The following is a 25920-nucleotide window of genomic DNA, read 5'->3' on the forward strand; positions in this document are numbered from 1 at the left end:
TTAGGCTGTGAAAGTTGTGACACAATTGCCGTCTCTGTATGCGGGAATTTAACTTATGAACTGCCCCTGTGGATCATCACTAACCTATCAAGATTGTTGCCAACCAATTCACCTCGGCACCCCCGCCAGCAGCGCCGAGGCCCTGATGCGCTCTCGTTACAGCGCCTTCAGCACAGGCTTAATCGACTACCTGATAACCAGCCATCACCCCAGCAGACGCACTCCAAACGAGCACTTGGAACTACAACAATCGATGAGCAACACCCGCTGGTTGAACCTGCAAATCATCGCCAGCGAAACCGATAACACGGTGGAGTTTATCGCCACCTATGAAGAGGATGGAGAGCTGGGCCAACTTCACGAACGTTCCAATTTTGTCTACGAAAACGGTCACTGGTATTACCTGGATGGCCAGCTATTGCCAGCTGCAAAGATCAACCGCAATGACCCCTGCCCTTGCGGCAGTGGCAAGAAGTTTAAGAAATGTCATGGCTGATACACTGCTGGGTTTATTGCAACTCCCTCGGATCAATCTTGTAATACCCCTTTAACTGCTCAAACAGCTCCGGATGCTGCCGGGCCATCTGTGTGGGCTGTTCGTAAAACGTCTCGGTGACAACGGCAAAAAACTCTGCGGGGTTGGTAGCGCCGTAATGATCCAACAGTGTGCTGTGACCCCGCGCCATATCTTCTTGCAGGAACTCAAACTCATGGGAAAGTACCTGTGCCCAGCTGCGATAGCTGGAGGCTTTTTCCATCAATGGCGCACCATTAGCGCTGCCAGATTCCTGATCCAACTGGTGGGCAAACTCATGGAGAATCAAATTGCGTCCGTCGTCAAAATTCCTGACACCGTGCAAAGCCTGATCCCAGGCGAGCACAATCTTACCGCTCTGCCAGGACTCCCCTGCCCGCCCCTGCATCTGGTGGCTGACAACGCCACCTTCCTCCAATTCCTGGTGAGGGGCCATGTAGGGGGACGGGTAAATATAGATGTAACGCAATTTGCCGTATACGCTGGTCACTCGGTTGAGCAGCAACAAGCAAGCCTCGGCGGCAACGGTTAAACGAATTTCATCGGTAATAATCAGGCCATCACAACCCACAAATTCCTTGTTGTGCAGAAATATTTTGATCAGCTTCTGCAACTCACGTTGCTGTTCTGCGGTAAGGCGCTGGTAAGCGGTATTGTTGCGGGTCAGTATGGCCTCCCACTCTGTAGCAAACGGCCTGTTCACCGCCTGCTGTAAGCGCCGCTTGGGCAAAACCCACACCCAAAATACCACCGCTGCCACCACCAACAGCATCACTGCAAAATAGAGCTCTATTGCCACATCAAGGATTCCTTTATGATGCCTGTCACCATTTATTCAGGCATCCATTGTGACAACTATCCTGATTGTTGGCTACGTCTGGCCAGAACCCAACTCTTCCGCCGCTGGTGCCCGGATCATGCAGCTTATTGAGTGTTTTCAGGAACAAGGCTGGAACGTACATTTCGCCAGTGCAGCGGCGCCCACTGAGCATATGGTGGACCTCACTGCCTTGGGGGTAACCACGAAAAGTATTTTGATTAATGACGCCAGCTTTGATGATTACGTTGGCGAGTTACAGCCAGACATTGTGATATTTGACCGCTTTGTCAGTGAAGAACAGTACGGTTGGCGGGTAGAAAAACAGTGTCCGGATGCCCTGCGAGTGCTGGACAGCGAAGACCTGCATTGCCTGCGGGATGCTCGACATAAAGCCCATCGCCAAAACCGGGCCATGGAAGATGCTGATTTAACCAGTGATATGGCGTTGCGAGAAGTGGCCGCCATCTTCCGTAGCGACCTGACTCTGATGATTTCTGACTACGAAATTCAGCTGCTCAAAGAGCGCTTTTCAGTACCCTCCACTCTGTTGCACCACTGCCCCTTTATGCTTGATATAGAGGGGTTAAATGTAGAGGGGCTGGATAGCAGTGGCCTGCCCACTTTCGAACAGCGCCAGCACTTTATATCCATCGGCAATTTTCGCCACGCCCCCAACTGGGACGCGGTGTTGTATTTAAAACAAACCATATGGCCGCTGATACGAAAAGAGTTAGCACGCAAACAACTGCCTGAAGCTGAACTGCATATCTACGGTGCCTACCCATCTCCCAAAGCAACGGCTCTACACAACAAAAAAGAAGGCTTTTTGATCAAGGGCTGGGCAGAAGATGCGTTTGAAGTGATGAAAAGCGCCCGCGTCAACTTGGCACCTCTGCGTTTTGGTGCGGGCATAAAGGGCAAGCTGGCAGATGGCATGCTCTGTGGCACACCATCCGTAACCACCGATATTGGCGCAGAAGCCATGACTGCGGGTTTACCCTGGGGTGGCGGGGTGTGTAATAACCCAGAGCAATTTGCCGAAGCCGCTGTAAAACTTTACACAAACCGGAGCACTTGGCTCAGCGCGCAGCAAAACGGCTTTGCTATTGCCCACAAGTTGTTCGACAGACAACGGCAGTTCCCGGAACTGATTACCAAGCTTGAACAGGCAATGGCAGAGCAGCAACAACGGCGGCAAAACAATTTTATCGGTGCCATGCTGCGCCACCATCACCACCGCAGCACCCAGTTTATGGGGCAATGGATCGAGGCCAAAAATCGGTTAGCGGAAGTGAGCAAACCGGCATAGCGATTACTCTGAAATTGAATCTGTATTCTCCCCACCAAACGCCGCCAGCAATCCTTTAATCAAATCCGCCAGCTCCAGCGTCATAATGGAAAAGTCCACATCAAAGCGTTCCGCGGAGTCGCTGGTGTACACCTCATCCGCTTTATCCTGAATCATATCCCCGTAGCGAATGCGCTTGATGGTGAATTTTTCATCCACCAGGCAGGAAATACCGCTTTTTGATACCAGCTCAATTTTGCTCACATACATGCCCGCTTGAATGTGGTTGCGGATTTCGTCGGCCGTCAGCAGCTGGTTTTTACAGCGGATAACGCCGCCCTCATCACTGGGATCACGCAGCTCGCATTCGGTGCCCAGTTCAAAGCCTTCCGGGGCGTTGCCGGATTGCAACCAGCTGGTCATCACTTGGGCTGGTGTATCCATGGTAGTCAGCGGAATTACCGGCAGTGAACCTACTGCTGCCCGTAAACCCTCGCAAAACTCTTCCCCGCCTTTGGCTGAGGCGGAATTGACCACCAATAACTGGTGTTTGCTGTCCAGATAACCGTGCTGAATGCGCGAGCGTACAAACGCCCTGGGCAGCAAAGAAAAGATCATCTCGTCTTTGATCTCCTGACGCTCTTTACGGCCCACCTTACGGCCCTGCTCCGCTTCGATATCCTCAACCTTTTCCTGCACCTGCTCATTCACTACGGCGGCGGGCAATACCTTGTCCTGGCGCTTGGCAGCCAGCATCTGAAAGCCATTGCTGTTGTGCAGGAACAGTCCCTCCTCCCCGCCTAAGGGGCGCACCCAGCCAGTGCGGCTAACATCCTGGCTGCCACAGGGGGTAAAAGCCTGCTCCGCCAGCTGGTCGTGGAGGGTCTTTTCATCAACATCAAAAGGCTTGGTAAAACGGAATACCTGGATATTTTTAAACCACATAGATCAAACAGCTCGATAGTCATTATTTTGAGGCGGCGCACTATAGCAAAACTTGGACTTAATCAGAGGTTCCCAGGCCACAAAAATTAACCGCTCTGCTAAAATGGCGGCCCCGCTCACAACCAGCTCCAGCCATGCAGCAAATTCAGTGGTACCCCGGCCATATGCACAAAGCCAGCAAAGAGATGAAAAAGCTCTTGCCGGAGGTAGACCTTATTATCGAAGTGCTGGACGCGCGCATTCCGTTCAGCAGCGAAAACCCCATGATTCGTAGTATTCGTGGCGATAAGCCCTGCATCAAGGTGCTGAGCAAAAGCGACCTGGCCGACCCTGAGCGCACCGCCCTGTGGCAGGAATACCTGGAGCAGGAGCAAGGTGTAAAAACCCTGGCAATTACCACCGACGACCCTAGCCGAGCCCTGCAGATCACCGAACTGTGCCGCAAAATGCTGCCTCACAAATACGAGGGCGTGAAAAGCATCAACGCCATGATTATGGGCATTCCCAATGTGGGCAAATCCACCCTGATCAACCTGCTGGCCGGGCGCACCATTGCCAAAACCGGCAACGAACCGGCCGTTACCAAAGGGCAACAGCGTATTAACCTGCGTAACGGCATCGTATTGCATGATACACCGGGTGTGCTCTGGGCCAACCTGGAAAACCGCAATACCGGTTATCGGTTGGCGGTCACCGGTGCCATCAAAGACACCGCCATCGACCACGACGACGTAGCCTTTTTCGCCGCCGACTTTTTGCTGGCCAATTACCCGGAACAAGTGGCCGAGCGTTACGGTATTGCCCAGCTGCCCGATGAACACAGTCCCTCGCCTGCCCTGGAACTGCTGGAACTGATTGGCGCTCGACGGGGTTGCCTGGGTGGCGGTGGCCGGGTGGATTTGGACAAAGTATCCAAGATACTGCTCACCGAATTGCGGGCCGGCACCGTTGGCCCACTGACGTTGGAAACCCCAGCAGAGATGGAACAGGAAGTGGCAGAGCTGGACATTATCCGTGCCAAAAAAGAAGCAAAAAAACAAGCCCGAAAACAGCGGCGCAAAGGAAGTAATTAATGAAATCTTTAACGATTGTTATCCTCACCGCCGCTTTTGTCGTGGGTGCATTTTTTCTGTTTAAACCGGAGCCCGCTGGCAATGGCAGTCGAATCACCCCACCATGGAATATTGCGGTTCACGAAGACGGTAGCAGCTCCGTATTCGGCATCCAGCTGGGCGAAACACAATTTGTCGACGCCGCCCAATTACTGGGCTGGGATCGGGAAGTGGCGGTACTGATTGGCAACGACGATATCGCCAGTTTGGAAATGTACTACAGCCGCTTTCACAGTGGCGCCTTTACTGGCAAGCTGGTGGTGGCCTCCAACGCATCACCACAAATAGCGGCACAACTGGCAGAGCAGTCTGCGGGCGGCGAATATTTGGGCACTGGCTCTCGCCGCTTTGATGTAGAACTTTCCCAATTAGACAGCAACCAGGAACTGGTCGTTAAAACCCTGAGTTTTATCCCCACCATTAACCTGGATGAAGAAATTATTGAAGGCCGCTTTGGTAAGGCCACTGAAATTATCAAGCTGGGTGACAGCCGACATTTTCTGTACCCGGAAAAAGGCTTGGATATTGCGCTCAACCCCAACGGCAAAGAAACCTTACAATACATTGCCCCCAAGCACTTCCACCTGTTGCGCCAGCCCCTTATACAACAACAGCTGCAGCAACAAACCCTTGAGCAAGAAAACAGCCCTGAGCAAAAAGAGAGCACCGAGCAACCCAAATGAGCAATCCCTACCCCACCAGCAGCACAGATATTCTCGGCAAAACCAATCAGCTTCGAGTGGTAAAACAACTGGATTTTGGCATGTATCTGGATGGCGGCGAGCTGGGTGAAATTTTACTGCCTAACAAGTTCATACCGGAGAACTGCAAGCCCGGCGACCTCGTTAAAGTATTTGTGTACCTAGATAGCGACGACCAACCCATCGCCACCACCCAACGCCCGCGGGTTCAGGTTGGCCGCTGCGCCCATTTAAAATGTGTGGAAGTGAATAAAATCGGCGCCTTTATGGACTGGGGGCTGGCCAAAGACTTGCTGGTGCCCTTTGGCGAACAAAGCAAGCCTATGCGCGAAGGCTACAGCTACACTGTATTCGCCTATGTGGACAACGCCAGCCAGCGCATAGCTGGTAGCACTAAACTCAACCGTTTTCTGCCAGAGACCGCTGATGGCAACTTCAGCCCCGGATTGCCGGTAAAACTGCTGATAAGCGGCCGCACCGATATGGGCTATAAAGCAGTGATTGACGGCACTCACCTGGGATTGCTGCACAAAAGTGAAGCCTTGCAAGGCATACAGATCGGCAAAAAAATTGACGGGTTTATTAAAGACATTCGCGACGATGGCCGCATTAACCTGTGCCTGCAAAAGCACAACAAAGCATCACGAGATCAATTACAACAACAGATTCTGGATTACCTGGAATCCCAAGGCGGGGTTTCTTACCTGACCGACAAAAGCCTGCCGGAAGCGATTTATGCGCAGTTTAAGGTGAGCAAAGGGAGTTATAAAAAGGCGCTGGGTGGGTTGTATAAGCAGAAGCTGATTCGCATAGAGGCGGACCAGATTACCTTATACCAGCAATACCGTTAAATCGATCTTTAACGGTTTTTGAGGTCTGCTTGGCAAGCAGCATGACCCTCGTTATGATTGTTTTCGAGAACTCTGATATGAATTTAAAAACCTAACACTTTAAAAACTCTTCAATTCAGAACACTACCAACAGATAAGAGAAAATATTAGTTAAAAAATTATTTACCTGAAGCATACAAACATAAATCGCTTATTACATACTCTAGATATGCACAAATTGTTAAGTGTATGAGCCAGCAAGGCAACAAAAATTTTAACTATGGAGATGAGCTGTGAAGCTTTTATCATTAAGCTTTAGTGAATTTAAAGGGCAGGACAGAGAGTGGATTCTTTCTGATGCGGAATTCGGCCAAGTAAATCTAATTGTTGGAAAAAATTCAACTGGCAAAACGCGCTTACTAAATGTTTTAACTGGACTAGCCAAGCTTATTTCTGGTGAGAAGAAAGGGCTATACCAATGTGGTACATACAAGGCTTCGTTTTTATTTGATGGTGAAAAATACAACTATGATCTAAACATCAATGATTATCACGTGGTAGAAGAGAAGCTCGTGATAGATGACCAAGAGGTACTAAATAGAAGTGAAAGTGGTGAGGGAGTTATATTTGCCGCTGAGATTGGTAAAAATATGCGCTTTCAAACTCCAACTACCGAGCTGGCCGTTGTATTTAGGCGGGACTCAATTCAACACCCATTCCTAGAAAAACTATATGCATGGGGAAAATCAACAAAACATTATCTGTTTGGGTCTGAATTTGGGAGAAACCTCCTAGGAACACCCGCCCTATTAACCAAGGAAGGTTCAGAATCACAAGACAATGTTGTTGACCCCAACTATGTGGTGGGCATATTCGATCGTGCCTTTAAAAAACATGGAAGCGAATATAAGGATGCCGTTTTGGATGACTTTCGCGCTCTTGGATATGACTGCACCGACATATCTGTAGCGAACATAAGCGAATATATGTCAGAAAATAGACAGCTACTAAGCATTGTCGTGCAAGAAAGAGATCTAAACTGCATTACCCCCCAAATACAGATGTCTCAAGGAATGTTCAGAGCACTAGCTTTAGTTATACAGCTAAATTTCAATATATACGAAAAAACTCCCGCATCTATATTTGTTGATGACATTGGAGAAGGATTGGATTACACCAGATCGGCAAATACCATTCTTCTTTTGATAGAAAAATCCTTAAGCAACAACTTTCAGTTATTTATGACCACAAATGATAGGTTCATAATGAACGCTGTAGACTTGGAGTACTGGTGTATTTTAAATCGGGAAGGCAGTATTGTAAGGGTTTACAATAAATCCAATTCCCCCAAAGAATTTAAAGACTTCGAATATATAGGTCTAAGTAATTTCGACTTTTTTTCCAACGAGTATTTTTTAGGTGAAAACTGATGAGCCAAAGGAAAATGGCCTTGTTTGTTGAGGGACAAACAGAATCAATTTTTGTTAAAAAATTATTAATTGAAGTAGCAGGCGAGAAAAATATTGAATTTCAAGAAGAGTCTAACGCAAAGAACATTATTATTTCGAACAAACACTCGAATGACATAAAAAAATACTTTGTATTAATTGTCGACTGCAATAATGACGATTCGGTTAAAACTAGAATACTAGAAAATAGAGACCGTTTAATTCGAGCTAATTATGACATTGTCATTGGCTTGAGAGATACGTACCCGATCCCCGCATCAGAAATCAATCAATTAGAACGCGGTCTGAGAACGGGAGTACCTACGAAAGGCTTACAAATCGAATTCTGTCTAGCAGTCATGGAGATTGAAGCTTGGTTTTTACAGGAAAGTAATCACTACGTAAAAATAGATAATCGCCTCACTAGACAAGCAATAATAGACGAAACAGGATTTGACCCTGTAGAGCACAATGCAGAAAATGTAGAACAACCCGCATCACTGCTAAAAAATATTTATAGTATCGCCGGAAAATCCTATCGAAAAAAAAGAAATCAAGTAAATCGTACTGTTGATGCATTAGATTACGAAGAAATGTATACGGTTCTACCTGAAAAAGTAAGCCGCTTAAAAGTATTTCTTAAATATATAGATAGCTTCATGCAGTAAAAGAAAAGTACGCCAAAAACAGTGCTCGATAGAAGAGTATTCTTCCGCAGTATTCCCTTTTGATGTATAGCCCCTCTCTGCTGGCCTTACATACACAAAGTCACGAAAACGGCACCCACACAAACCCGTCCATTAATATGCGAGCACTGCGACTCATTATGGCCTTTTTAACTTGCCAATGACCACCGTTTTCTACAGCCTCAGCCCCCACCGTCAACGTACCGGACGGATGTCCAAAGGCAACTGCATTACGCTCACCACCACCCGCTGCCAAATTCACTAATGTGCCGGGAATAGCTGCTGCTGTGCCAATAGCCACGGCAGCAGTACCCATCATCGCGTAATGAAGCTTACCCATAGAAAGTGCGCGTACATTGAGGTCGATAGCATCCGCTTCGATGTTTTTACCGTTGGAAGCAGTATAGCTTTTTGGCGGCGCGACAAAAGCGACTTTGGGTGTGTGCTGGCGTTGGGCGGCTTCTTCTAATGTATTGATCAAACCCATTTTTAAAGCGCCGTGGGCACGCAATATTTCAAGACACTCTAACGCTTTTTCATCACTGTTGATATCGCCCTGCAATTCGGTGCCGTTGTAGCCAAGGTCAACAGCATTCACAAAGATGGTAGGAATACCGGCATTAATCAGTGTGGCATCTATTTGACCCGACTCAGCCACCGTTGTTGGTACCTCAAGTGTGTCTACCAAATTTCCAGTAGGAAAAAGTGCCCCTTCTCCGTCCGCCGGTTCCATAAATTCCAGCTGAATTTCTGCGGCGGGAAAGGTAACGCCATCCAGTTCAAAGTCACCGGTTTCCTGCACCTGACCGTCGGTGATGGGCACATGAGCTACGATGGTTTTGCCAATATTGGCCTGCCAGATACGCACCACCGCTACGCCATTTTCGGGAATACGATCTGGGTTCAGCAAACCACTGTGAATGGCAAAAGGCCCCACCGCCGAGGATAGGTTACCGCAGTTACCACTCCAGTCCACAAAGGGCTTGTCGATGGATACCTGGCCGAACAGGTAGTCCACATCGTGATCCGGCTGGCTGCTTTTGGAAACAATCACCGCTTTACTTGTGCTGGATGTGGCGCCGCCCATGCCGTCGGTTTGTTTACCGTAAGGGTCGGGACTGCCGATGATGCGTTGCAGTAATTGGTCGCGTGCTTTGCCGGGGACCTGTGCCGATTCCGGCAGATCTTGCAGGCGGAAGAATACGCCTTTGCTGGTGCCACCACGCATATAGATGGCGGGAATTTTCAGTTGGGGTTTGTGGGGCATAGTTTTACCTACTCACAAAAGACATTAAATTGCTTCGTCTGCTTCCAAAAAATCCTGAGCAAAGCGTTGCAGCACGCCACCGGCTTCGTAAATAGACACTTCTTCCGCCGTATCTAGGCGGCAGGTAACCGGCACTTCTTTTTTATCGCCATTGTTGCGGGTAATCGTCAGGGTCAGTTGTGCGCCAGGGTTTCTCTCACCGATTACATCGTACGTTTCGGTGCCGTCGATATTCAGGGTATGGCGAGTCACGCCAGGCTGAAATTCCAGGGGCAGTACGCCCATACCAATCAGATTGGTGCGGTGAATGCGCTCAAAGCCTTCGGCCACGATCACTTCAACACCCGCCAGGCGAACGCCCTTGGCGGCCCAGTCACGAGATGAGCCCTGACCATAGTCCGCACCGGCGATAATAATCAGCGGCTGCTTGCGTTCCATATAGATTTCGATGGCTTCCCACATACGGGTGACTTTGCCTTCAGGTTCTATTCGGGCCAGCGAGCCCTGCACCACCTCTGCGCCCTCTTTCACCATTTCATTAAACAGTTTGGGGTTGGCAAAGGTAGCTCGTTGGGCAGTGAGGTGATCGCCCCGGTGGGTGGCGTAGGAATTAAAATCTTGTTCCGGCAGGCCCATTTTGGCCAGGTATTCACCGGCGGCGCTGCTGGCAAGAATCGCGTTGGAGGGCGACAGGTGATCGGTGGTGATATTGTCACCCAGTACTGCCAGTGGCCGTAATCCGCTGAGGCTGCGCTTACCAGCCAGTGCACCTTCCCAGTACGGCGGGCGGCGGATATAGGTGCTTTGCGGGCGCCAGTTGTACAGAGGTGCACTTAGCTCTGCTTTGCCTTTTTCCAGATCAAACATGGGAATATACACATCACGAAACTGTTGCGGTTTAACGCTTTGTTTGACGATGGCATCGATCTCTCCATCGCTGGGCCAAACATCTTTCAAAGTAATGGGCTTGCCATTAGCGTCATGGCCAAGCACATCTTTTTCGATATCAAAGCGAATGGAACCAGCCAGAGCGTAAGCCACCACCAGTGGTGGCGATGCCAGAAATGCCTGCTTGGCGTAGGGATGAATACGTCCGTCGAAGTTACGGTTACCGGAAAGTACCGCTGTTGCGTACAGGTCGCGATCAACAATTTCTTCTTGAATAACTGGGTTTAAAGCACCACTCATACCATTGCAGGTGGTGCAGGCAAAACCCACGACCCCAAAACCCAATTGCTCCAATTCCGGAAGTAATTGCGCTTCTTCGAGGTACATTTTTACGGTTTTGGAGCCGGGAGCCAGCGAGGTTTTGACCCAGGGCTTGCGAGTTAAACCCAGGCGATTGGCATTTCGCGCGAGCAGGCCAGCGGCGATAATATTTCGCGGGTTGCTGGTATTGGTGCAACTAGTGATGGCCGCAATAATGACCGCGCCATCGGGCATTTGCCCTTCTGTTTCCGTGTAGTCTGCCGCTACACCCCGCTCTGCCAGTTGTGCCGCAGGTAGTAAGGCGTGAGGGTTGGAAGGCCCGGCCAAATTGCGGCCAACTGTGGATAAATCAAAACGCAGTACGCGTTCATATTCGGCGTTTTTTAAGCTGTCAGCCCATAAGCCAGTGTGTTTGGCGTACTGCTCCACCAGCTGCACTTGTTCGTCGTCTCGGCCGGTGAGCTTTAAGTAGTCGATGGTTTGTTCATCGATAAAAAACAGTCCAGCAGTGGCCCCAAACTCTGGCGTCATATTAGCGATGGTGGCACGGTCGCCCAAGCTGAGTTTGGAAGCGCCTTCACCAAAGAGCTCCAGATAGGCTCCCACTACTCGCTCATTGCGCAAAAACTCGGTAAGCGCCAATACCAAGTCGGTGCCGAGAACGCCCGGTTGCAATTCACCGGTTAACTCCACACCGACAATATCCGGCAAGCGCATCCAGGAGGCGCGGCCCAGCATCACGCTTTCCGCTTCCAAACCACCAACCCCCACAGAAATAACACCCAAGGCATCTACCATAGGTGTATGACTGTCGGTGCCCACGCAAGTATCGGGAAAAGCAACACCTTCGCGTACCTGCACTACTGGCGACATCTTTTCCAGATTAATCTGGTGCATAATGCCGTTGCCGGGTGGAATGACATCGACGTTATCAAAGGCGGTTTTGGTCCAGTTGATAAAGTGAAAGCGGTCGTCGTTACGGCGGTCTTCAATGGCGCGGTTTTTTTCAAAAGCGTCCTGCTCAAAACCCGCATGTTCCACCGCTAATGAATGATCCACAATTAATTGGGTGGGCACTACCGGGTTAATTTGCGACGGGTCGCCGCCCTTATCGGCAATAGCATCTCGCAAGCCCGCCAAGTCCACTAAAGCAGTTTGGCCCAAAATATCGTGGCACACCACTCGCGCCGGGAACCAGGGGAAATCCTTGTCTCGTTTGCGCTCGATAATCTGTTTTAAAGAATCAGTTAATGCTTCTGGCGCACAACGGCGAACCAGATTCTCTGCCAGCACACGGGAGGTATAGGGCAATTTGTTATAAGCGCCCAGCTCGATGGCTTCCACTGCTTCGCGGGTATCAAAATAATCGAGCCCAGTATTGAGGAGTGGTTTGCGGTATTGGGTATTCATATATTTACTGCTCGCAACAACGGCGCACGTTTACCTTTCAGCTATAGGCACAACCGTGCGCGATTCCGGCCCAATATATTCCGCCGACGGGCGAATAATGCGGTTGTCTGCACGCTGTTCAAATACATGAGCAGCCCAGCCGGTAAGACGCGACATCACAAAAATGGGCGTAAATAATTTCGTCGGAATTCCCATAAAGTGGTAGGAAGATGCGTGGAAAAAATCCGCATTGCAGAACAGATTTTTCTCCCTTTTCATCACTGCTTCTACCCGAGCAGAAACGTCGTATAAACGAGTATCGCCCACATCTTCGGAAAGCAGTTTTGACCAGCCTTTGATAATGGCATTTCGGGGGTCGGATTCCCGATAAACCGCATGCCCAAAGCCCATAATTTTTTCCTTGCGCTCCAGCATGCCAAGAACTGCCTGCTCCGCCTCATCAGCGGTTTGCCAGTTTTCAATCATGGCCATGGCTGCTTCATTGGCGCCACCGTGCAATGGGCCACGCAACGTACCGATGGCTGCAGTAATGCAAGAGTGCAAATCAGACAGTGTGGAAGCCGTTACCCGGGCATTAAACGTTGATGCATTAAATTCATGCTCCGCGTAAAGAACCAGTGAGGCGTGCATGACTTTAACGTGCAGATTGCGCGGCGCCTTGCCATGGAGCATGGTGAGAAAGTGGCTGCCTATGGAATCATCGTCTGTCTCCGTTTCTATACGAACCCCATCGTGGCTGTAGCGGTACCAGTAGCAAATAATGCTTGGGAACACCGCCAACAACCGGTCAGTTTTTTCCTGCTGTTCAGAAAAGTCCAACTCTGTTTCCAAGTTGCCCAACATAGAACAACCGGTACGCATTACATCCATAGGGTGAGCATTAGCCGGGATACGTTCCAACACGTCTTTGAGCGGCTGAGGCAAGCCGCGCAGGGTTTTTAGTTTGGCCTTGTAATCAGCCAGCTGTTGGCTGTTGGGCAGCTCGCCTTTCAGAATTAAGTACGCCACCTCTTCGAATTCGCAATTGGCTGCCAAGTCTTCTATTTCATAGCCACGATAGGTCAGGCCAGAACCTTCCACGCCACAGGTACAGAGTGCTGTTTTGCCCGCTACCTGGCCTCGCAGGCCGGCGCCGCCGAGTTCTTTAGTCATTACAAAAACCTCTTGTTTGAATTATTTGCCATCTCCGCGAAAGCGTGAGTAGCAATCAACTGCTATTTGTTTTTTCCTTCCGCAAACAAGCTATCCAGCTTCTGCTCGTAGCTGTGGTAGTTCAAAAAGTCATACAGCTCCATACGGGTTTGCATGGTGTCGACAACGGCTGTCTGGTCACCATCGTCCAGCAGGTGTTGGTACACATTGAGAGCCGCTTTATTCATGGCGCGGAAAGCGCTGAGTGGGTACAGCACCAAGTCTGCACCACTGGCGACCAGCTCTTCTTTGTTGTACAGCGGTGTCTGACCAAATTCAGTGATGTTGGCGAGGATGGGCACATCCAGCGCGTTACGGAAGGCACGGTAGTGTTCCAGTTCGGTAACCGCTTCAGCGAAGATGCCGTCGGCCCCCGCTTCTACAAAAGCCTGGGCCCGCTCAATAGCTTCCTGCAAGCCACACTGAGCGAAAGAGTCAGTACGAGCCATCACAAAAAAGCTGTGGTCGGTGCGAGCGTCTACCGCTGACTTAACCCGATCCACCATTTCCTCTTTGGAAACAATTTCTTTATTGGGTCGGTGGCCACAGCGTTTCTGCGCCACCTGGTCTTCAATATGCACCGCCGCCGCTCCCGCTTTGTCCATATCCTTAATGGTTTTAGCGATATTGAAAGCGCCGCCCCAGCCGGTGTCGATATCCACCAGTAGCGGCAATTCCGTAGCGGAAGTAATGCGACGCACATCTTCAAGCACATCGTTAAGGCTGGTCATGCCCAAATCCGGCAAGCCGTAGGAAGCGTTGGCAACACCACCTCCCGACAGGTAAATAGCCTGGTGCCCTACCCGCTCCGCCATCATGGCGCAGTAGGCGTTGATGGTACCCACTACTTGTAATGGCTTGTTATCGACAATTGCCTGACGAAAACGAGTGCCGGGGGTCTGAGTGTTGCTCATATGAGGTCTCGCTGTTAGTTACTGGCCGGTGTCTTCTGCGCGTTTGCTAAGCTGCGCCTCCACATGCCGCCGAGAAGTACGGATATGCCGGCGCATCAACATTTCTGCCATTTCTCCATCACCATCAGCGATGGCGTCGGCAATAAAACGGTGTTCATTAAAACCCGCCTTGACTCGTGGGGTGCCCATAGAGAATTGGTAACGGTACATGCTCACTTTGGGATAGAGCTCATCGCACAGCAGTTTGATCAAATTGCTGTTTTTACTGCCGTGAATAACCTGGTAATGAAAGTCCAAATCACCGCTGCGATAGTGCTCTTGATTGCTGTTGTCCGCCTGCTGGCAGCTGGCTTCCACCAACTGCTGTAAAGCCGCCACTTCTGCCTCGCTCATATTGCGTGCCGCCAGGCGGCAGGCTAACCCCTCCAACGATTCGCGAATTTCGTACAACTCCCAGAGTTCATCCACGCTTAATGTGGCTACTCGCGCGCCTACATTAATGCGGCGGGTGATCAGCCGAGAGGCCTCCAGGCGACTGATGGCTTCGCGCACGGTGGAGCGGCTTACCTGATGACTACGGGATAATTCCGGTTCGCTGATTTTGGAGCCGCTGGCAATCTCGCCGGTAATAATCTGAGCCATCAGGGTTGCGTAGACTTGATCAACCGCGGACTGAGGGGTTTCTGAGTAGCTATCTAAAGACATTACACCAAAATTGTCTGACGATTTTGGCAAATAATATGCCTTTAAGCGCTTAAAGACAATCTATACGGATACATTGTCGACAAAAAGCCAACCAAAGGACAACTGTCACACTTCGTGACCGAGTAGTTTCATTGCCTGGGCATTGGCGTCATAATGGATTGCGGGATCTCATGGAATTTACCGATAAAAATAAAGTCGTACCCACCATGCCAAGAAAACTGATACGCCGCTGGATGCCTGATCCCGAGAAAGTCACCCGTCAACGGGGGCTACGCTGGCTCGGCCCATTGCTGGAAGACCCCAACCTGTTTCACCTGACTCGCCACTCTGTGTCACTGGCGTTTATGGTGGGCGTATTTATGGCGTTCATTCCCATTCCCTTCCAAATGCTAGTCGCTGCGTTACTGGCTCTTTGGCTGCGCTGCAATTTGCCAATTGCTGCAGGCTTAGTGTGGATTACCAACCCTCTTACCATGCCTCCAATGTTTTATGGGGCCTACTTAGTAGGCTGCCTGCTCCTAAATATGGAACCAACACTTACTCTGGAAGCTATTTGGCAATGGTTTAATAATCTGGACGGCAACTGGCTTTCTGCAATCGATTGGGAATGGCTAAAAAATGAAGGGGCAAAATTCCTGAAGCCACTAGTGCTTGGCAGCCTGGCCTGCGCGACGGTATTCGGTTTTTTGAGCTACTGGGCGGTACGTTTACTATGGCGTTGGCATGTGGTGCATAACTGGGGGAAACGAAAACAACGGAAATAAATTACGGATTACAAACTCAAGTTTCTGCAACCCGCAAATAATTCTCTCTCAAAGACTTCTTTTATTCGTATCTCAGCTCATCCGCCGGACGCACTTTCCCAGCCCGCCAAGCCGGGTGCAAGGTGGCCAGCATATTCAAGGTAAAGGCGACCGCCACCACTACACCGACATCGCTCCACAGCAAATGCGATGGCAGCACATCCACGGGATACACTTCGGTATTGAGAAGTGTCATCCCCAGTTTTTCTTCTAACCATTTGGCCCACTGGCCCACATAGCTGGCAATCAGCACGCCCAAACCGGTGCCAATTACGCAGCCCATCAGGCCAATAAGGCTGCCTTTGACAAAGAAAATACCGAGTATGTCTGTGTTGCTACAGCCCAACGTTTTGAGAATGGCGATCGCTGGCCGCTTGTCGATAACAGCCATCACTAACATAGAAATCACGTTAAAAGCAGCAATTGCCACAATCAGAAATATCAGGATTAACACCAGATTGCGCGACCCCTGAATCGCCTGATAAAGGTTGCCATAGCGACTGCTCCAATCGCGAATGTACACACCGGCGATATCCCTTTGCAGGCGGTAGCCAATCTGACGCGCTGCAAACACATCGTCTACCTGAACTTGCAATGCCTGAGGGTTTTCACCTAGACCGGCAAGCTCATTGGCCACAGACAAACGAGTGACCGCCAAATGCTGGTCGAGCTCGGTACCGGTATTGAAAACCCCAGTCAGTGTAAACACCACGATGCGCGAAGCTCGGCCACCACCGCTGTAATCAGTAGCCGCCGGAATCACAACACGCAAATGGTCACCCACCTTGGTATTCAGCTTATCGGCCATTTTCTGGCTAATAAATAACGGATTGTTAACACCCTCAGCTGCGCCAAGTTTTAAGTGGCTTTGCAATGCCGGGTTACCCTCGCCAAAACGCTCGCCGTGAAGCACAACCGGTTGCACCCTGCCCCGGTGAGTCAGCATGCCGTTGACTTCAGTAAATGGTGTTACCGAAAGCACCCCGGGGCGCTGTTGTACTCTCTGGGTCAAACCTGACAGGTCACTGACCCCACCAATCTCATACACCTGAATGTGAGTCACCAGGTCGAGAATACGGGTGCGTAATTCGCGGTCAAAACCGTTCATTACCGCCAGCACCACAATCAACAACGCAACACCGCACACAAGCCCAGTGACCGCCAAGCCGGAGATAAACGAGACCAGGCGGTTGCCGGAGCTGGCGAAAAAGTACCTTAGACCAACAAACAGGGGGATTCGATTAAACAGGCTCCACCTCCTGCAGCTGACCGCGTTCCAGCTTCAGTGTGCGCGCCATCTGTGCGGCCACATGACGATCGTGGGTCACCACCACAAAACTGGTTTGACGTTCTTTATTCAGGCGCAGCAACAGATTCAAAATAGACTCTGCGGTATCGGAATCCAGATTACCAGTGGGTTCGTCCATCAACACACAATCGGGTTCGGCGACCAATGCGCGGGCGATGGCGACCCGCTGCCTTTCGCCCCCCGACAGCTCCGCCGGTTTATGATTTAAACGTTCTGCCAAACCAACTTGGGCAAGCACTTTTTCAGCCAATTGACGGGATTCTTTAGCGGGCTTTTTACCAATCATCAGTGGCATCACCACGTTTTCCAGAGCGCTAAACTCCGGCAGCAGGTGGTGAAACTGGTACACGAACCCCAGGTGCTGATTGCGCCAGCGGGCGCGCTGATTTTCTGAGCAGGGACCAAGCTCTTTGCCGGCAATAGCAACTGAGCCCTCAGTAGGGTCATCCAGCCCTCCGAGCAGGTTCAGCAACGTGGTTTTGCCAGAGCCTGAAGCCCCAATAATGGCAATGGATTCGCCCCGAGCTACCGCCAAGTTCAAGCCGCTGAGAACGTCAATGGTCTCCGGCCCCTGATGATAGGTCTTGGTGAGGTTGGTGCACTGCAGCACAGTTAATTCGGTCATTTCCTGATTGTTCCAATCAATGTTAAAGCGCACTAATGGTCATACCGCAACGCCTCTGCCGGTTGCACACGGGACGCCTGCCAAGCCGGGTAAATGGTTGCCAATAAGCTCATCATAATGGCACCACCACACACGGTAACCACATCCGTAGACAGCAAAATTGAAGGCAAGGTGGTGGTGTAATACACATCCGGATCAAACACCGTGGCACCCAGCAGCTGTTCAAACCAGGCGACAATGTCGCCCACAGAGGCGCCCAACACACAGCCCAGCAGCGCGCCTACCGCCACGCCCAACAAGCCCGTCACCGTTCCCTGAATCATAAACACGCCCACCACATGGGCAGCAGATGCGCCCATAGAACGCAGTACAGCGATATCTTTGCGCTTTTCAGACACCATCATTACCAGATTGGCGACAATGTTGAACGCCGCTACTGCGATTACAATAGCCAACAACAAGCCAACGACGACTTTTTCCATACGGATGGCCGCTGACAGGCTGCCCAGCTGTTCCTGCCAGTCCACCAAACGGTACTCAGAAGATAGAGAGGATTGCAGCGTACTTGCCAGCTGTGGCGCAGCCATTGGGTCTTGCAGGCGAATTCGCATGCCATCGATATTGCCGCCCTTACGGTACAGCCGTTGGGCATCCGCCAGGTGAAGAAACATCAGGCCGCCATCCACTTGGGCACCCACTTCAAACACCCCGATCACGGTGATGTTTTTTTCTCGGGCAAACAGCCCCATCGGGGTTCTCGACACAGTGGGTAGCGTCATACGAATTTTATCGCCCACTACTGCCCCAAGGGTTCGCGCTGTCTGGGCGCCGATAATCGCCCCGAACTCTCCCGGGGCCAGCAGTGAAAAGTCGCCCAACAGCATGTTGTCGTCTATTTGGCTGACCGCTTGCTCGCGCTCTGGAATAACCCCCTGCACTTGCACCCCTTCAGTGCGGTTCTGCAAGCGCAGCATGGCGTAGCCCTGTACAAAGGGCGCCAGTGCTTCCACAGCGTTGTTTTGAGACAGCTGGTTAGCCTGCTGCTGAATGACCTGTTGATCCGCGCTGTCGCCATTTACCGACTGCAAGACCATATGCGGTACCACATTGAGGACGCGGCTGTATATTTGCCCGGCCAAGCCGTTCATGACAGACAACACAATAATCAGCGCCATTACCCCAAGTGCCATGGCACCAAAGGAAAAGCCGGATACGAAGGAGACAAAACCCGTGCGGCGTTTGCTGCGGATATAGCGCAACCCGATAAATAGAGGCAGGTTTTGGATCATTGAGGGCAAACGGTCGTTTTTATAAAAAGTGCAGGGATTAAACCCAATTCACACTCCCGGTACAACTGTGATCTGGTGCGCTTTCTTACCGCCACCACTTGCACTTTAACGCTGAGCACCTACTATAAGGGTTGAACGGAAGAACCGATGGTGGACAAACTGATGAAAATAACAACAACTCTCCTAACCCTGGTCGCTGGCGGTGCCTTTTTTGTTGGAGCAGCCAATGCCGATGAAGTTCAGATCCCCGTAGGCCAGCAAGCGCCCGAAAAGCAAAGCCTCGAAAAGCCTCGCAACGGTGAAACCAAACAGCAAGTGCAAGATAAGTTTGGCGAACCACAGAAACAAAATGGCCCAGTTGGTGACCCACCCATTTCATCCTGGGAGTATGCAGATTACGTGGTGTACTTTGAGCATAACCGGGTTTTGCACGCAGTATTAAAAGGCTCTGCGAAAGCCACTAAATAGGCGTTATTTAAGCTCATAAAAAAAACGGGCGCTACTGATTCAGTAGCGCCCGTTTTCGTTATTCCGCAAAAACAACCTTACTCAGGATTTACGTTCTCTGCTTGAGGACCTTTCTGGCCTTGAACAACGTTAAAGCTAACCGCTTGGCCTTCGGCCAGGGTTTTGAAGCCGTCGCCCTGAATTGCACTGAAGTGTACAAAAACATCGGGGCCAGATTCTTGTTCAATAAAACCAAAACCTTTGGATTCGTTGAACCATTTTACTTTACCAGTGGTTTGAGACATGGATCTTTCCTTCAAATTTACACATTACTGCCTTCCGGCGTGGAATGGAAAACAGGTGTTGCCTGGAGCTAACGAATGTGTATCTGTGAAGAGATAACACGACCTTACACGTACCAAGGTAAAAACTGAATCCCACGCGGGGATTATAGCTATACCGGTCAGTGGGTCAATGACAAAGTTATGACAGGCTAAAGACTGGAATTTAACGGCCTGGTGAATCTTTGCGAGTGGCATCATAAGCCAAAGAAGTATCAGCACCCTCATCGTTTTGCAGAGACTCACACTTTTTGGGGTCACCACCGCACAGGTCGCAAGAGTAGTCGTCTTCACCGAGCGCAGCCCCTACACCGCCACAAGAGCCCGCCAGAGGCTTACGGCCCATAATCACGCCAATGGCCATACCGGCAATTAACAACACAACCAAAACAATTGCGAGAACAAATGTCAGCATAATCACTTATTTGTTTTTGCCACCCTGTGTACACAGATGCTTAAAAAGCTGAACACTCAGGATGACGGGTTAATATAGGGCTCAAACGCTGTGCTGTAACGAGCCACAAAACTGTCGCCCTGTTTGACCAGCAAATACACCGGCAGTTGCAGCCTTTCAGCCAATTCCAATGAGCGCTCTTCACCCATCACCATAAACGCCGTCGCCAACGCATCCGCCCTGGCACAATTATCGGCAATTACCGTCGCCGATGCCAATGTGTGGGTCACCGGGTAGCCGGTTTGTGGGTCGATGGTATGAGAATAGCGCACACCATCGCGCTCAAAATAGTTGCGGTAATCCCCTGAGGTTGCCACCGCCGCGTCCGTGACATTAACGCCAATGCGAATCGCCCTGGGGCCTTCTGTGGGCTTCTCGACGCCAATACGCCAGGACGAGCCATCGTCTTTAATGCCACTGAGACGCATCTCACCGCCGACCTCAACCAAATAGTTGGTCAACCCTTCGGCAGACAGCAGTTCACTGACAAGGTCCACCGCGTAGCCTTTAGCCACGGCAGAAAGGTCGATGCGTATATCCGCCCGCTTTTCAGCGTTTAGATCGTCTAGCTGAAGCTGGCTAAAGCCTATACGCTCTTTCGCTTGCTCAATACGAGCCGGCTCTGGCACTTGCTCGCGGGTTTCAGCAGCACCAAAGCCCCACAATTCCACCAAAGGCCCTACAGTGGGTTCAAAAGCCCCATCAGTCGCACGGTATATCTGCTGACTAATAGTAAGTACCTCTATCAATTCCGGCGCCAGGGTCATCTTCTCACCAGCCGATAAACCGTTGAATTGGTTTAGCTGGGAGTCGGGAATATAGGTACTCATCAAGCCGTTTACCTTATCCAGCACAGCCTGAATTTGTTGTGGCAAATCACCCGGCACTTGCGCAGCAACCACCGTCACATGATAAGTAGTACCCATGGTGGCACCGGCAAACTTGTGCACTTGAGGCGCTGGTTGGCAGGCTGAGAGCAGCCCCAAAAACAACAATGGCAGGCAATAACAGGAAGTACGCAACCAAAAAAACAGGGCCTTAAGGCCCTGTCTTTTTACCGCTTGAGGTTTGTTAGCCACCGAAATCATCCAGGAAGATATGGTCGCGTTCAACACCCAAATCCTCGAGCATTTTAATCACTGCGGCGTTCATCATGGGAGGCCCACACATGTAGTACTCACAGTCTTCAGGGGCCTCATGATCCTTCAGGTACTGTTCGTACAATACATTGTGGATAAACCCGGTAAGGCCGTCCCAGTTGTCTTCTGGCTGTGGATCTGACAGTGCCAGGTGCCATACAAAGTTATCGTTCTCGTCTTGCAGCTGATCGTATTCTTCGTTGTAAAAACACTCACGCAAGGAACGAGCACCGTACCAGAAGCTTATCTTGCGCTTGCTCTCCAAACGCTTGAGCTGGTCAAAGATGTGTGAGCGCATGGGTGCCATACCGGCACCACCACCGATGAATACCATTTCGTTGTCGGTATCTTTGGCAAAGAACTCACCAAATGGGCCGTACACCTTTACTTTATCCCCAGGCTTCATGTTGAACACGTAAGAGGACATCTTGCCGCAGGGGATACCTTTAGAGCCGGGAGGCGGAGTCGCAATACGAATATTGAACTTCACCACGCCCTTCTCTTCCGGGTAGTTAGCCATGGAGTAGGCGCGAATAACGGTATCATCGACTTTGGACTCCAGGTCGAAGAAACCAAAACGCTCCCAGTCGCCGCGATACTCTTCTTCAATGTCGAAGTCCGAGTATTTCACGTGGTGTGGCGGGCACTCCAGCTGTACGTAACCACCGGCGCGGAAATCAACATTCTCGCCTTCTGGCAGCTTCAGGGTCAGCTCTTTAATAAAGGTCGCCATATTGGGGTTGGATTCCACAGTGCATTCCCACTGCTTAACACCAAACACCTCTTCCGGCACCTGAATCTTCATGTCCTGTTTAACAGGAACCTGGCAAGACAGACGCCAGCCTTCGTTGGCTTCACGCTTGGTGAACGCGGACTCTTCGGTGGGCAAAATGGAGCCACCACCGGATTCCACCACACAACGACACTGGGCACAGCTACCACCGCCACCACAGGCAGAGGGCAGGAACAGGCCCGCTTCTGCCAAGGTTTGCAGCAGCTTGTCGCCAGCAGGAACGTTAATGGTTTTCTCGCCGTTGATGTCAATGGCAACATCACCACTGGATACCAGCTTGGCGCGAGCGCTGAGAATAAACGCCACCAGCGCCAGCACGATAGCGGTGAACATGGCAACGCCAATAACGATAGTCATATTTTCCATAGTGCAATCTACTCCTATCGATTAAAGGTCGATACCGCCGAAGGACATAAAGCCCAACGACATCAAACCAACAGTGATAAAGGTAATACCCAAGCCACGCAGGCCCTCAGGCACATCGCTGTACTTCATCTTTTCGCGAATACCCGCCAAGGCAACAATAGCAAGCGCCCAGCCAACACCGGATCCAAGGCCAAACACCACACTTTCACCCAAGCTGTAATCCCGCTCAACCATGAACAGGGAGGCCCCCATAATGGCGCAGTTCACGGTAATCAGCGGCAGGAACACACCCAGCGCGTTGTACAGCGCAGGCATGTACTTATCCAGCACCATTTCCATGATCTGAACAATGGCGGCAATCACACCGATGTAAGTCAGCAGACCCAGGAAGCTCAGGTCAACAGACTCCATACCTTCAATGCCGGTCCAGGTCAGTGCGCCTTCTGCCAACAGGCCGTTATAAAGCAGGTTGTTGACCGGGACGGTGATGGTCAGCACCACAATCACCGCAATGCCCAGACCCAACGCCGCCTGTACTTTTTTGGAGATGGCCAAGAAGGTACACATCCCCAGGAAGAACGCCAGCGCCATGTTTTCGATAAACACCGCGCGGACGAACAAACTTAAATACTGTTCCATTACGCTACCTCCGCCGGTGCTGAGTTTTTAGCCATTTTAAACTCGGGCTCTTCTACCTGGTCTTTGTGCTTCTGACGAATGGCCCAGATAATCAAGCCAATCAGGAAGAACGCAATGGGAGGCAGCAGCATCATGCCATTAGGCACATACCAGCCACCGTCAGTAACCAGAGGGAAAATTTCGTAGCCCAGCAGTTTGCCAGCGCCAAACAGCTCGCGAATCACCGCCAGTACAATCAGGATAAAGCTATATCCCAAGCCGTTACCGATACCGTCCAGGAAGCTGGGCAGTGGCGGGTTTTTCATGGCAAAGGCTTCAGCGCGGCCCATCACGATGCAGTTGGTGATAATCAAGCCTACAAACACCGACAGGGTTTTACTGATTTCGTAGCTGAATGCCTTGAGCACCTGATCCACCACGATTACCAGCGAGGCAATAATGATCATCTGCACGATGATGCGGATGTTGCCAGGAATGTGGTGGCGTACCAGTGACACAAACAGGTTGGCAAATGCACACACCGCGGTCAGTGCCACACACATCACCAGAGAGACACTCAGGCTTGAGGTAACAGCCAGTGCGGAACAAATACCCAGAATCTGCAGGGCAATGGGGTTGTTTTTAAATACCGGGTCAAACAGCGTGTCTTTCGTCTTACTAGACATAACTTAGGCCTCCCCTGCTTTCAGATTTGCCAGGAAGGATGCAAAGCCACTGTCACCCATCCAGAATTGCATCAAGTTGTGAACACCTTTACTGGTCAAGGTAGCACCAGACAAACCATCCACCTGATAAATCGCTTCCGGCTTACTGCTATCTACAGCGCCTTTCTCGACAGAAATGGCAGTTCTATCACCGTCGTAAATCTTTTTACCCACCCAGATAGCTTTCCAGTTGGGGTTATCGATTTCACCGCCCAGGCCCGGGGTTTCGGCGTGCTCGTAAAAGCCCAGACCAGCCACGGTGTTGAGGTCGGACTCAAGAGCCACAAAACCGTACAGGGTAGACCACAGCGCGTAGCCTTTCACCGGCAGGATCAGCTTCTCAATGCCGTTGTCACCTTCCACCATATAAATAGTGGCGTATTTCACTTTGCGACCGATCTTGGCGATATCCTGGTCACCAGAGAGCTTGTCAGAGAACGCAGGGTCTTTAGACGCCTTGCGCTGGTCGTACGTGGCAACGTCCACCGCGTCGGTGAATTTGCCAGTGCTCAGGTCAACCACTTTGGCAGTAACACTCTCAAATTGCTGGTCGATAGACACACCCTCTTGGTAGAGGCCAGCGGCTTTGAGGATATTGCCTTTCTTGTCTTGCTCTTTGTTTTCCTGCTGCATGCTGCGCAGGCCAACTGCGGCACCAGATACCACCACGGAACAAACCAGGCAGAGTATCAGGGCAACCAGTATCGTATGTTTTACCGTATCTTTAGCCACGTGCCAGCCTCCGTTTGATGTTGCTTTCCACCACAAAGTGGTCGATCAGGGGCGCAAACAAGTTGGCGAATAGAATCGCCAGCATCATGCCCTCAGGGAATGCAGGGTTGAGAACGCGAATCAGAACCACCATCACACCAATCAGCATGCCGAAATACAGCTTGCCGGTATTGGTCATGGAAGCAGATACCGGGTCAGTGGCCATAAACACCATACCGAAGGCAAAGCCACCCACAACCATGTGCCAGTACCAGGGCATGTGCATCATTGGGTTAGAAGAGTCGCCAGCAACCGCATTGAGCAGTGAAGACAAGGCAACCATGCCCAGCATCACGCCCAACATAATGCGCCAGGAAGCGATCTTCATCATCAGCAGAATGGCACCACCGATAAAGATCGCCAGTGTGGAAGTCTCACCGATAGAGCCCTGAATATTACCCAGGAAGGCATCCATCCAAGTGATTTGCTGCTGCAGCACCTCCATGCCATCGCTGTACGCCAGAGACAGTGCAGTAGCGCCGGTAAAACCATCCACCATGGTGGCTGCACCGGTAGCCCACACTGCGTCACCAGACATAGAGGCTGGGTAAGCAAAGAACAAGAAGGCACGACCCGTCAGTGCCGGGTTAAGGAAGTTTTTGCCAGTACCGCCAAATACTTCCTTGCCGATCACCACACCAAAGGTAATACCAATGGCCGCCATCCACAGGGGCAGGTCTGGTGGGCAAATCAAGGCAAACAGCACCGAAGTTACGAAGAAGCCTTCGTTCACTTCGTGGCCACGCTTCATGGCAAACAGCACTTCCCAGAAACCACCCACAATAAACGCAGTGGCATAAATAGGCAGGAAGTACATGGCACCGTGAATAATACAATCGTAGATACTATTGGGATCAAAACCCGCCAGCGCAGCAGTGGCCGCTATGCGCCAGCCTTCAGCAGCAGCCGGGTCTGCCAAGGTAGACAGCCACACGTTGGCCTGGTGGCCGACGTTGTACATGCCGTAGAACATGGCCGGGAAAGTAGCAATCCAAACGGTGATCATTACCCGCTTGAGATCAATACTGTCGCGCACATGGGCAGCGTTTTTGGTGGTGTCCTTGGGAGAATAGAAAAAGGTATCGATGGCCTCATACAAGGCATACCATTTTTCGTGTTTACCGCCCTTGTGAAAATTGGGCTCGATCTTTTCGAGATACTTGAGAAGACTCATCTGGA

Annotated in this window: 27 protein-coding genes; 9 read left to right on the forward strand and 18 right to left on the reverse strand. The window is 50.9% G+C overall.

The window, feature by feature from the left end:
• The first annotated feature begins 55 nt into the window (after nucleotides 1-55).
• Nucleotides 56-496 (forward strand): YchJ family protein, encoded by a 441-nt coding sequence (locus KFE80_02965; protein UTW45887.1) that lies wholly within the window; start codon nucleotides 56-58, stop codon nucleotides 494-496.
• 13 nt (nucleotides 497-509) lie between these two features.
• On the opposite strand, the gene KFE80_02970 is transcribed toward KFE80_02965, so the two are convergent.
• Complete coding sequence (locus tag KFE80_02970) at nucleotides 510-1307, reverse strand: zinc-dependent peptidase (protein ID UTW46600.1); 798 nt, start codon at nucleotides 1305-1307, stop codon at nucleotides 510-512.
• Nucleotides 1308-1383: 76 nt separating this feature from the next.
• Between KFE80_02970 and KFE80_02975 the strand changes: the two genes are divergently transcribed.
• Nucleotides 1384-2664, forward strand: a complete 1281-nt coding sequence (locus KFE80_02975; protein UTW45888.1) for a glycosyltransferase family 4 protein — start codon at nucleotides 1384-1386, stop codon at nucleotides 2662-2664.
• Between the two features lie 3 nt (nucleotides 2665-2667).
• Here the strand turns inward: KFE80_02975 and rdgC are convergent, their stop codons facing one another.
• Nucleotides 2668-3588 (reverse strand): recombination-associated protein RdgC, encoded by a 921-nt coding sequence (gene rdgC / locus KFE80_02980; protein UTW45889.1) that lies wholly within the window; start codon nucleotides 3586-3588, stop codon nucleotides 2668-2670.
• Between the two features lie 134 nt (nucleotides 3589-3722).
• On the opposite strand from rdgC, the gene ylqF reads away from it, so the two are divergent.
• The 5 genes from ylqF to KFE80_03005 all read left to right on the forward strand — a co-directional run bounded on the left by ylqF (nucleotide 3723) and on the right by KFE80_03005 (nucleotide 8347).
• Nucleotides 3723-4661, forward strand: coding sequence for a ribosome biogenesis GTPase YlqF (ylqF, locus tag KFE80_02985; GenBank protein ID UTW45890.1), 939 nt, complete (start codon nucleotides 3723-3725; stop codon nucleotides 4659-4661).
• Complete coding sequence (locus tag KFE80_02990) at nucleotides 4661-5383, forward strand: hypothetical protein (GenBank protein UTW45891.1); 723 nt, start codon at nucleotides 4661-4663, stop codon at nucleotides 5381-5383. Before ylqF ends, KFE80_02990 begins: the two co-directional genes overlap by 1 nt.
• Entirely contained in the window at nucleotides 5380-6252 is an 873-nt protein-coding gene (locus KFE80_02995) for a GntR family transcriptional regulator (protein ID UTW45892.1), read from the forward strand. Before KFE80_02990 ends, KFE80_02995 begins: the two co-directional genes overlap by 4 nt.
• Nucleotides 6253-6524: 272 nt before the next feature.
• Nucleotides 6525-7661 (forward strand): ATP-binding protein, encoded by a 1137-nt coding sequence (locus tag KFE80_03000; protein ID UTW45893.1) that lies wholly within the window; start codon nucleotides 6525-6527, stop codon nucleotides 7659-7661.
• Complete coding sequence (locus KFE80_03005; protein ID UTW45894.1) at nucleotides 7661-8347, forward strand: DUF4276 family protein; 687 nt, start codon at nucleotides 7661-7663, stop codon at nucleotides 8345-8347. Before KFE80_03000 ends, KFE80_03005 begins: the two co-directional genes overlap by 1 nt.
• Nucleotides 8348-8447: 100 nt before the next feature.
• Here KFE80_03005 and prpF read toward each other — a convergent pair whose 3' ends face one another.
• From prpF to KFE80_03030, 5 genes are all read right to left on the reverse strand, one after another.
• The gene (prpF, locus tag KFE80_03010; GenBank protein UTW45895.1) at nucleotides 8448-9632 is read right to left on the reverse strand and encodes a 2-methylaconitate cis-trans isomerase PrpF; all 1185 of its coding nucleotides are present in this window, start codon (nucleotides 9630-9632) and stop codon (nucleotides 8448-8450) included.
• Nucleotides 9633-9656: 24 nt separating this feature from the next.
• On the reverse strand, nucleotides 9657-12251 hold the full coding sequence (acnD, locus tag KFE80_03015) for a Fe/S-dependent 2-methylisocitrate dehydratase AcnD (GenBank protein ID UTW45896.1): 2595 nt from the start codon (nucleotides 12249-12251) through the stop codon (nucleotides 9657-9659).
• 30 nt (nucleotides 12252-12281) lie between these two features.
• Nucleotides 12282-13403 (reverse strand): 2-methylcitrate synthase, encoded by a 1122-nt coding sequence (gene prpC, locus KFE80_03020; protein UTW45897.1) that lies wholly within the window; start codon nucleotides 13401-13403, stop codon nucleotides 12282-12284.
• Between the two features lie 62 nt (nucleotides 13404-13465).
• The gene (gene prpB, locus KFE80_03025; GenBank protein ID UTW45898.1) at nucleotides 13466-14356 is read right to left on the reverse strand and encodes a methylisocitrate lyase; all 891 of its coding nucleotides are present in this window, start codon (nucleotides 14354-14356) and stop codon (nucleotides 13466-13468) included.
• A gap of 18 nt (nucleotides 14357-14374) precedes the next feature.
• Entirely contained in the window at nucleotides 14375-15061 is a 687-nt protein-coding gene (locus KFE80_03030; GenBank protein UTW45899.1) for a GntR family transcriptional regulator, read from the reverse strand.
• Nucleotides 15062-15267: 206 nt separating this feature from the next.
• On the opposite strand from KFE80_03030, the gene KFE80_03035 reads away from it, so the two are divergent.
• On the forward strand, nucleotides 15268-15825 hold the full coding sequence (locus tag KFE80_03035; GenBank protein UTW46601.1) for a DUF2062 domain-containing protein: 558 nt from the start codon (nucleotides 15268-15270) through the stop codon (nucleotides 15823-15825).
• A gap of 61 nt (nucleotides 15826-15886) precedes the next feature.
• On the opposite strand, the gene KFE80_03040 is transcribed toward KFE80_03035, so the two are convergent.
• From KFE80_03040 to KFE80_03050, 3 genes are read right to left on the reverse strand one after another with little or no spacing between them, the layout of a single operon-like run.
• Nucleotides 15887-17113, reverse strand: a complete 1227-nt coding sequence (locus tag KFE80_03040) for an FtsX-like permease family protein (GenBank protein UTW46602.1) — start codon at nucleotides 17111-17113, stop codon at nucleotides 15887-15889.
• The gene (gene lolD, locus KFE80_03045) at nucleotides 17106-17798 is read right to left on the reverse strand and encodes a lipoprotein-releasing ABC transporter ATP-binding protein LolD (GenBank protein ID UTW45900.1); all 693 of its coding nucleotides are present in this window, start codon (nucleotides 17796-17798) and stop codon (nucleotides 17106-17108) included. The genes KFE80_03040 and lolD overlap by 8 nt, the downstream gene beginning before the upstream one ends.
• Nucleotides 17799-17830: 32 nt before the next feature.
• Nucleotides 17831-19087 carry a lipoprotein-releasing ABC transporter permease subunit gene (locus KFE80_03050; GenBank protein UTW45901.1) on the reverse strand — a complete coding sequence of 419 codons (1257 nt, stop codon included), beginning with the start codon at nucleotides 19085-19087 and terminating at the stop codon, nucleotides 17831-17833.
• Between the two features lie 162 nt (nucleotides 19088-19249).
• Here KFE80_03050 and KFE80_03055 point away from each other — a divergent pair, with 162 nt between their 5' ends.
• A complete protein-coding gene (locus KFE80_03055; protein UTW45902.1) occupies nucleotides 19250-19555 on the forward strand; it encodes a hypothetical protein in 306 nt (101 codons plus the stop codon).
• Nucleotides 19556-19632: 77 nt separating this feature from the next.
• Here KFE80_03055 and KFE80_03060 read toward each other — a convergent pair whose 3' ends face one another.
• From KFE80_03060 to KFE80_03095, 8 genes are all read right to left on the reverse strand, one after another.
• Nucleotides 19633-19839, reverse strand: coding sequence for a cold-shock protein (locus KFE80_03060; GenBank protein UTW45903.1), 207 nt, complete (start codon nucleotides 19837-19839; stop codon nucleotides 19633-19635).
• 202 nt (nucleotides 19840-20041) lie between these two features.
• Entirely contained in the window at nucleotides 20042-20290 is a 249-nt protein-coding gene (gene nqrM, locus KFE80_03065; protein ID UTW45904.1) for a (Na+)-NQR maturation NqrM, read from the reverse strand.
• 56 nt (nucleotides 20291-20346) lie between these two features.
• Nucleotides 20347-21417, reverse strand: coding sequence for an FAD:protein FMN transferase (locus KFE80_03070; GenBank protein ID UTW46603.1), 1071 nt, complete (start codon nucleotides 21415-21417; stop codon nucleotides 20347-20349).
• Nucleotides 21401-22618 (reverse strand): NADH:ubiquinone reductase (Na(+)-transporting) subunit F, encoded by a 1218-nt coding sequence (nqrF, locus tag KFE80_03075; GenBank protein ID UTW46604.1) that lies wholly within the window; start codon nucleotides 22616-22618, stop codon nucleotides 21401-21403. Before nqrF ends, KFE80_03070 begins: the two co-directional genes overlap by 17 nt.
• 30 nt (nucleotides 22619-22648) lie before the next feature.
• Nucleotides 22649-23266 carry an NADH:ubiquinone reductase (Na(+)-transporting) subunit E gene (nqrE, locus tag KFE80_03080; protein UTW45905.1) on the reverse strand — a complete coding sequence of 206 codons (618 nt, stop codon included), beginning with the start codon at nucleotides 23264-23266 and terminating at the stop codon, nucleotides 22649-22651.
• On the reverse strand, nucleotides 23266-23931 hold the full coding sequence (locus KFE80_03085; GenBank protein ID UTW45906.1) for an NADH:ubiquinone reductase (Na(+)-transporting) subunit D: 666 nt from the start codon (nucleotides 23929-23931) through the stop codon (nucleotides 23266-23268). The genes nqrE and KFE80_03085 overlap by 1 nt, the downstream gene beginning before the upstream one ends.
• Before the next feature lie 3 nt (nucleotides 23932-23934).
• Nucleotides 23935-24702: a Na(+)-translocating NADH-quinone reductase subunit C gene (locus KFE80_03090; protein UTW45907.1), complete on the reverse strand. Its 768-nt coding sequence runs from the start codon at nucleotides 24700-24702 to the stop codon at nucleotides 23935-23937.
• A complete protein-coding gene (locus KFE80_03095) occupies nucleotides 24695-25915 on the reverse strand; it encodes an NADH:ubiquinone reductase (Na(+)-transporting) subunit B (GenBank protein UTW45908.1) in 1221 nt (406 codons plus the stop codon). The genes KFE80_03090 and KFE80_03095 overlap by 8 nt, the downstream gene beginning before the upstream one ends.
• Between the last annotated feature and the right edge of the window lie 5 nt (nucleotides 25916-25920).

Source organism: bacterium SCSIO 12696, from assembly GCA_024397955.1.
Lineage (GTDB): Bacteria > Pseudomonadota > Gammaproteobacteria > Pseudomonadales > Porticoccaceae > SCSIO-12696.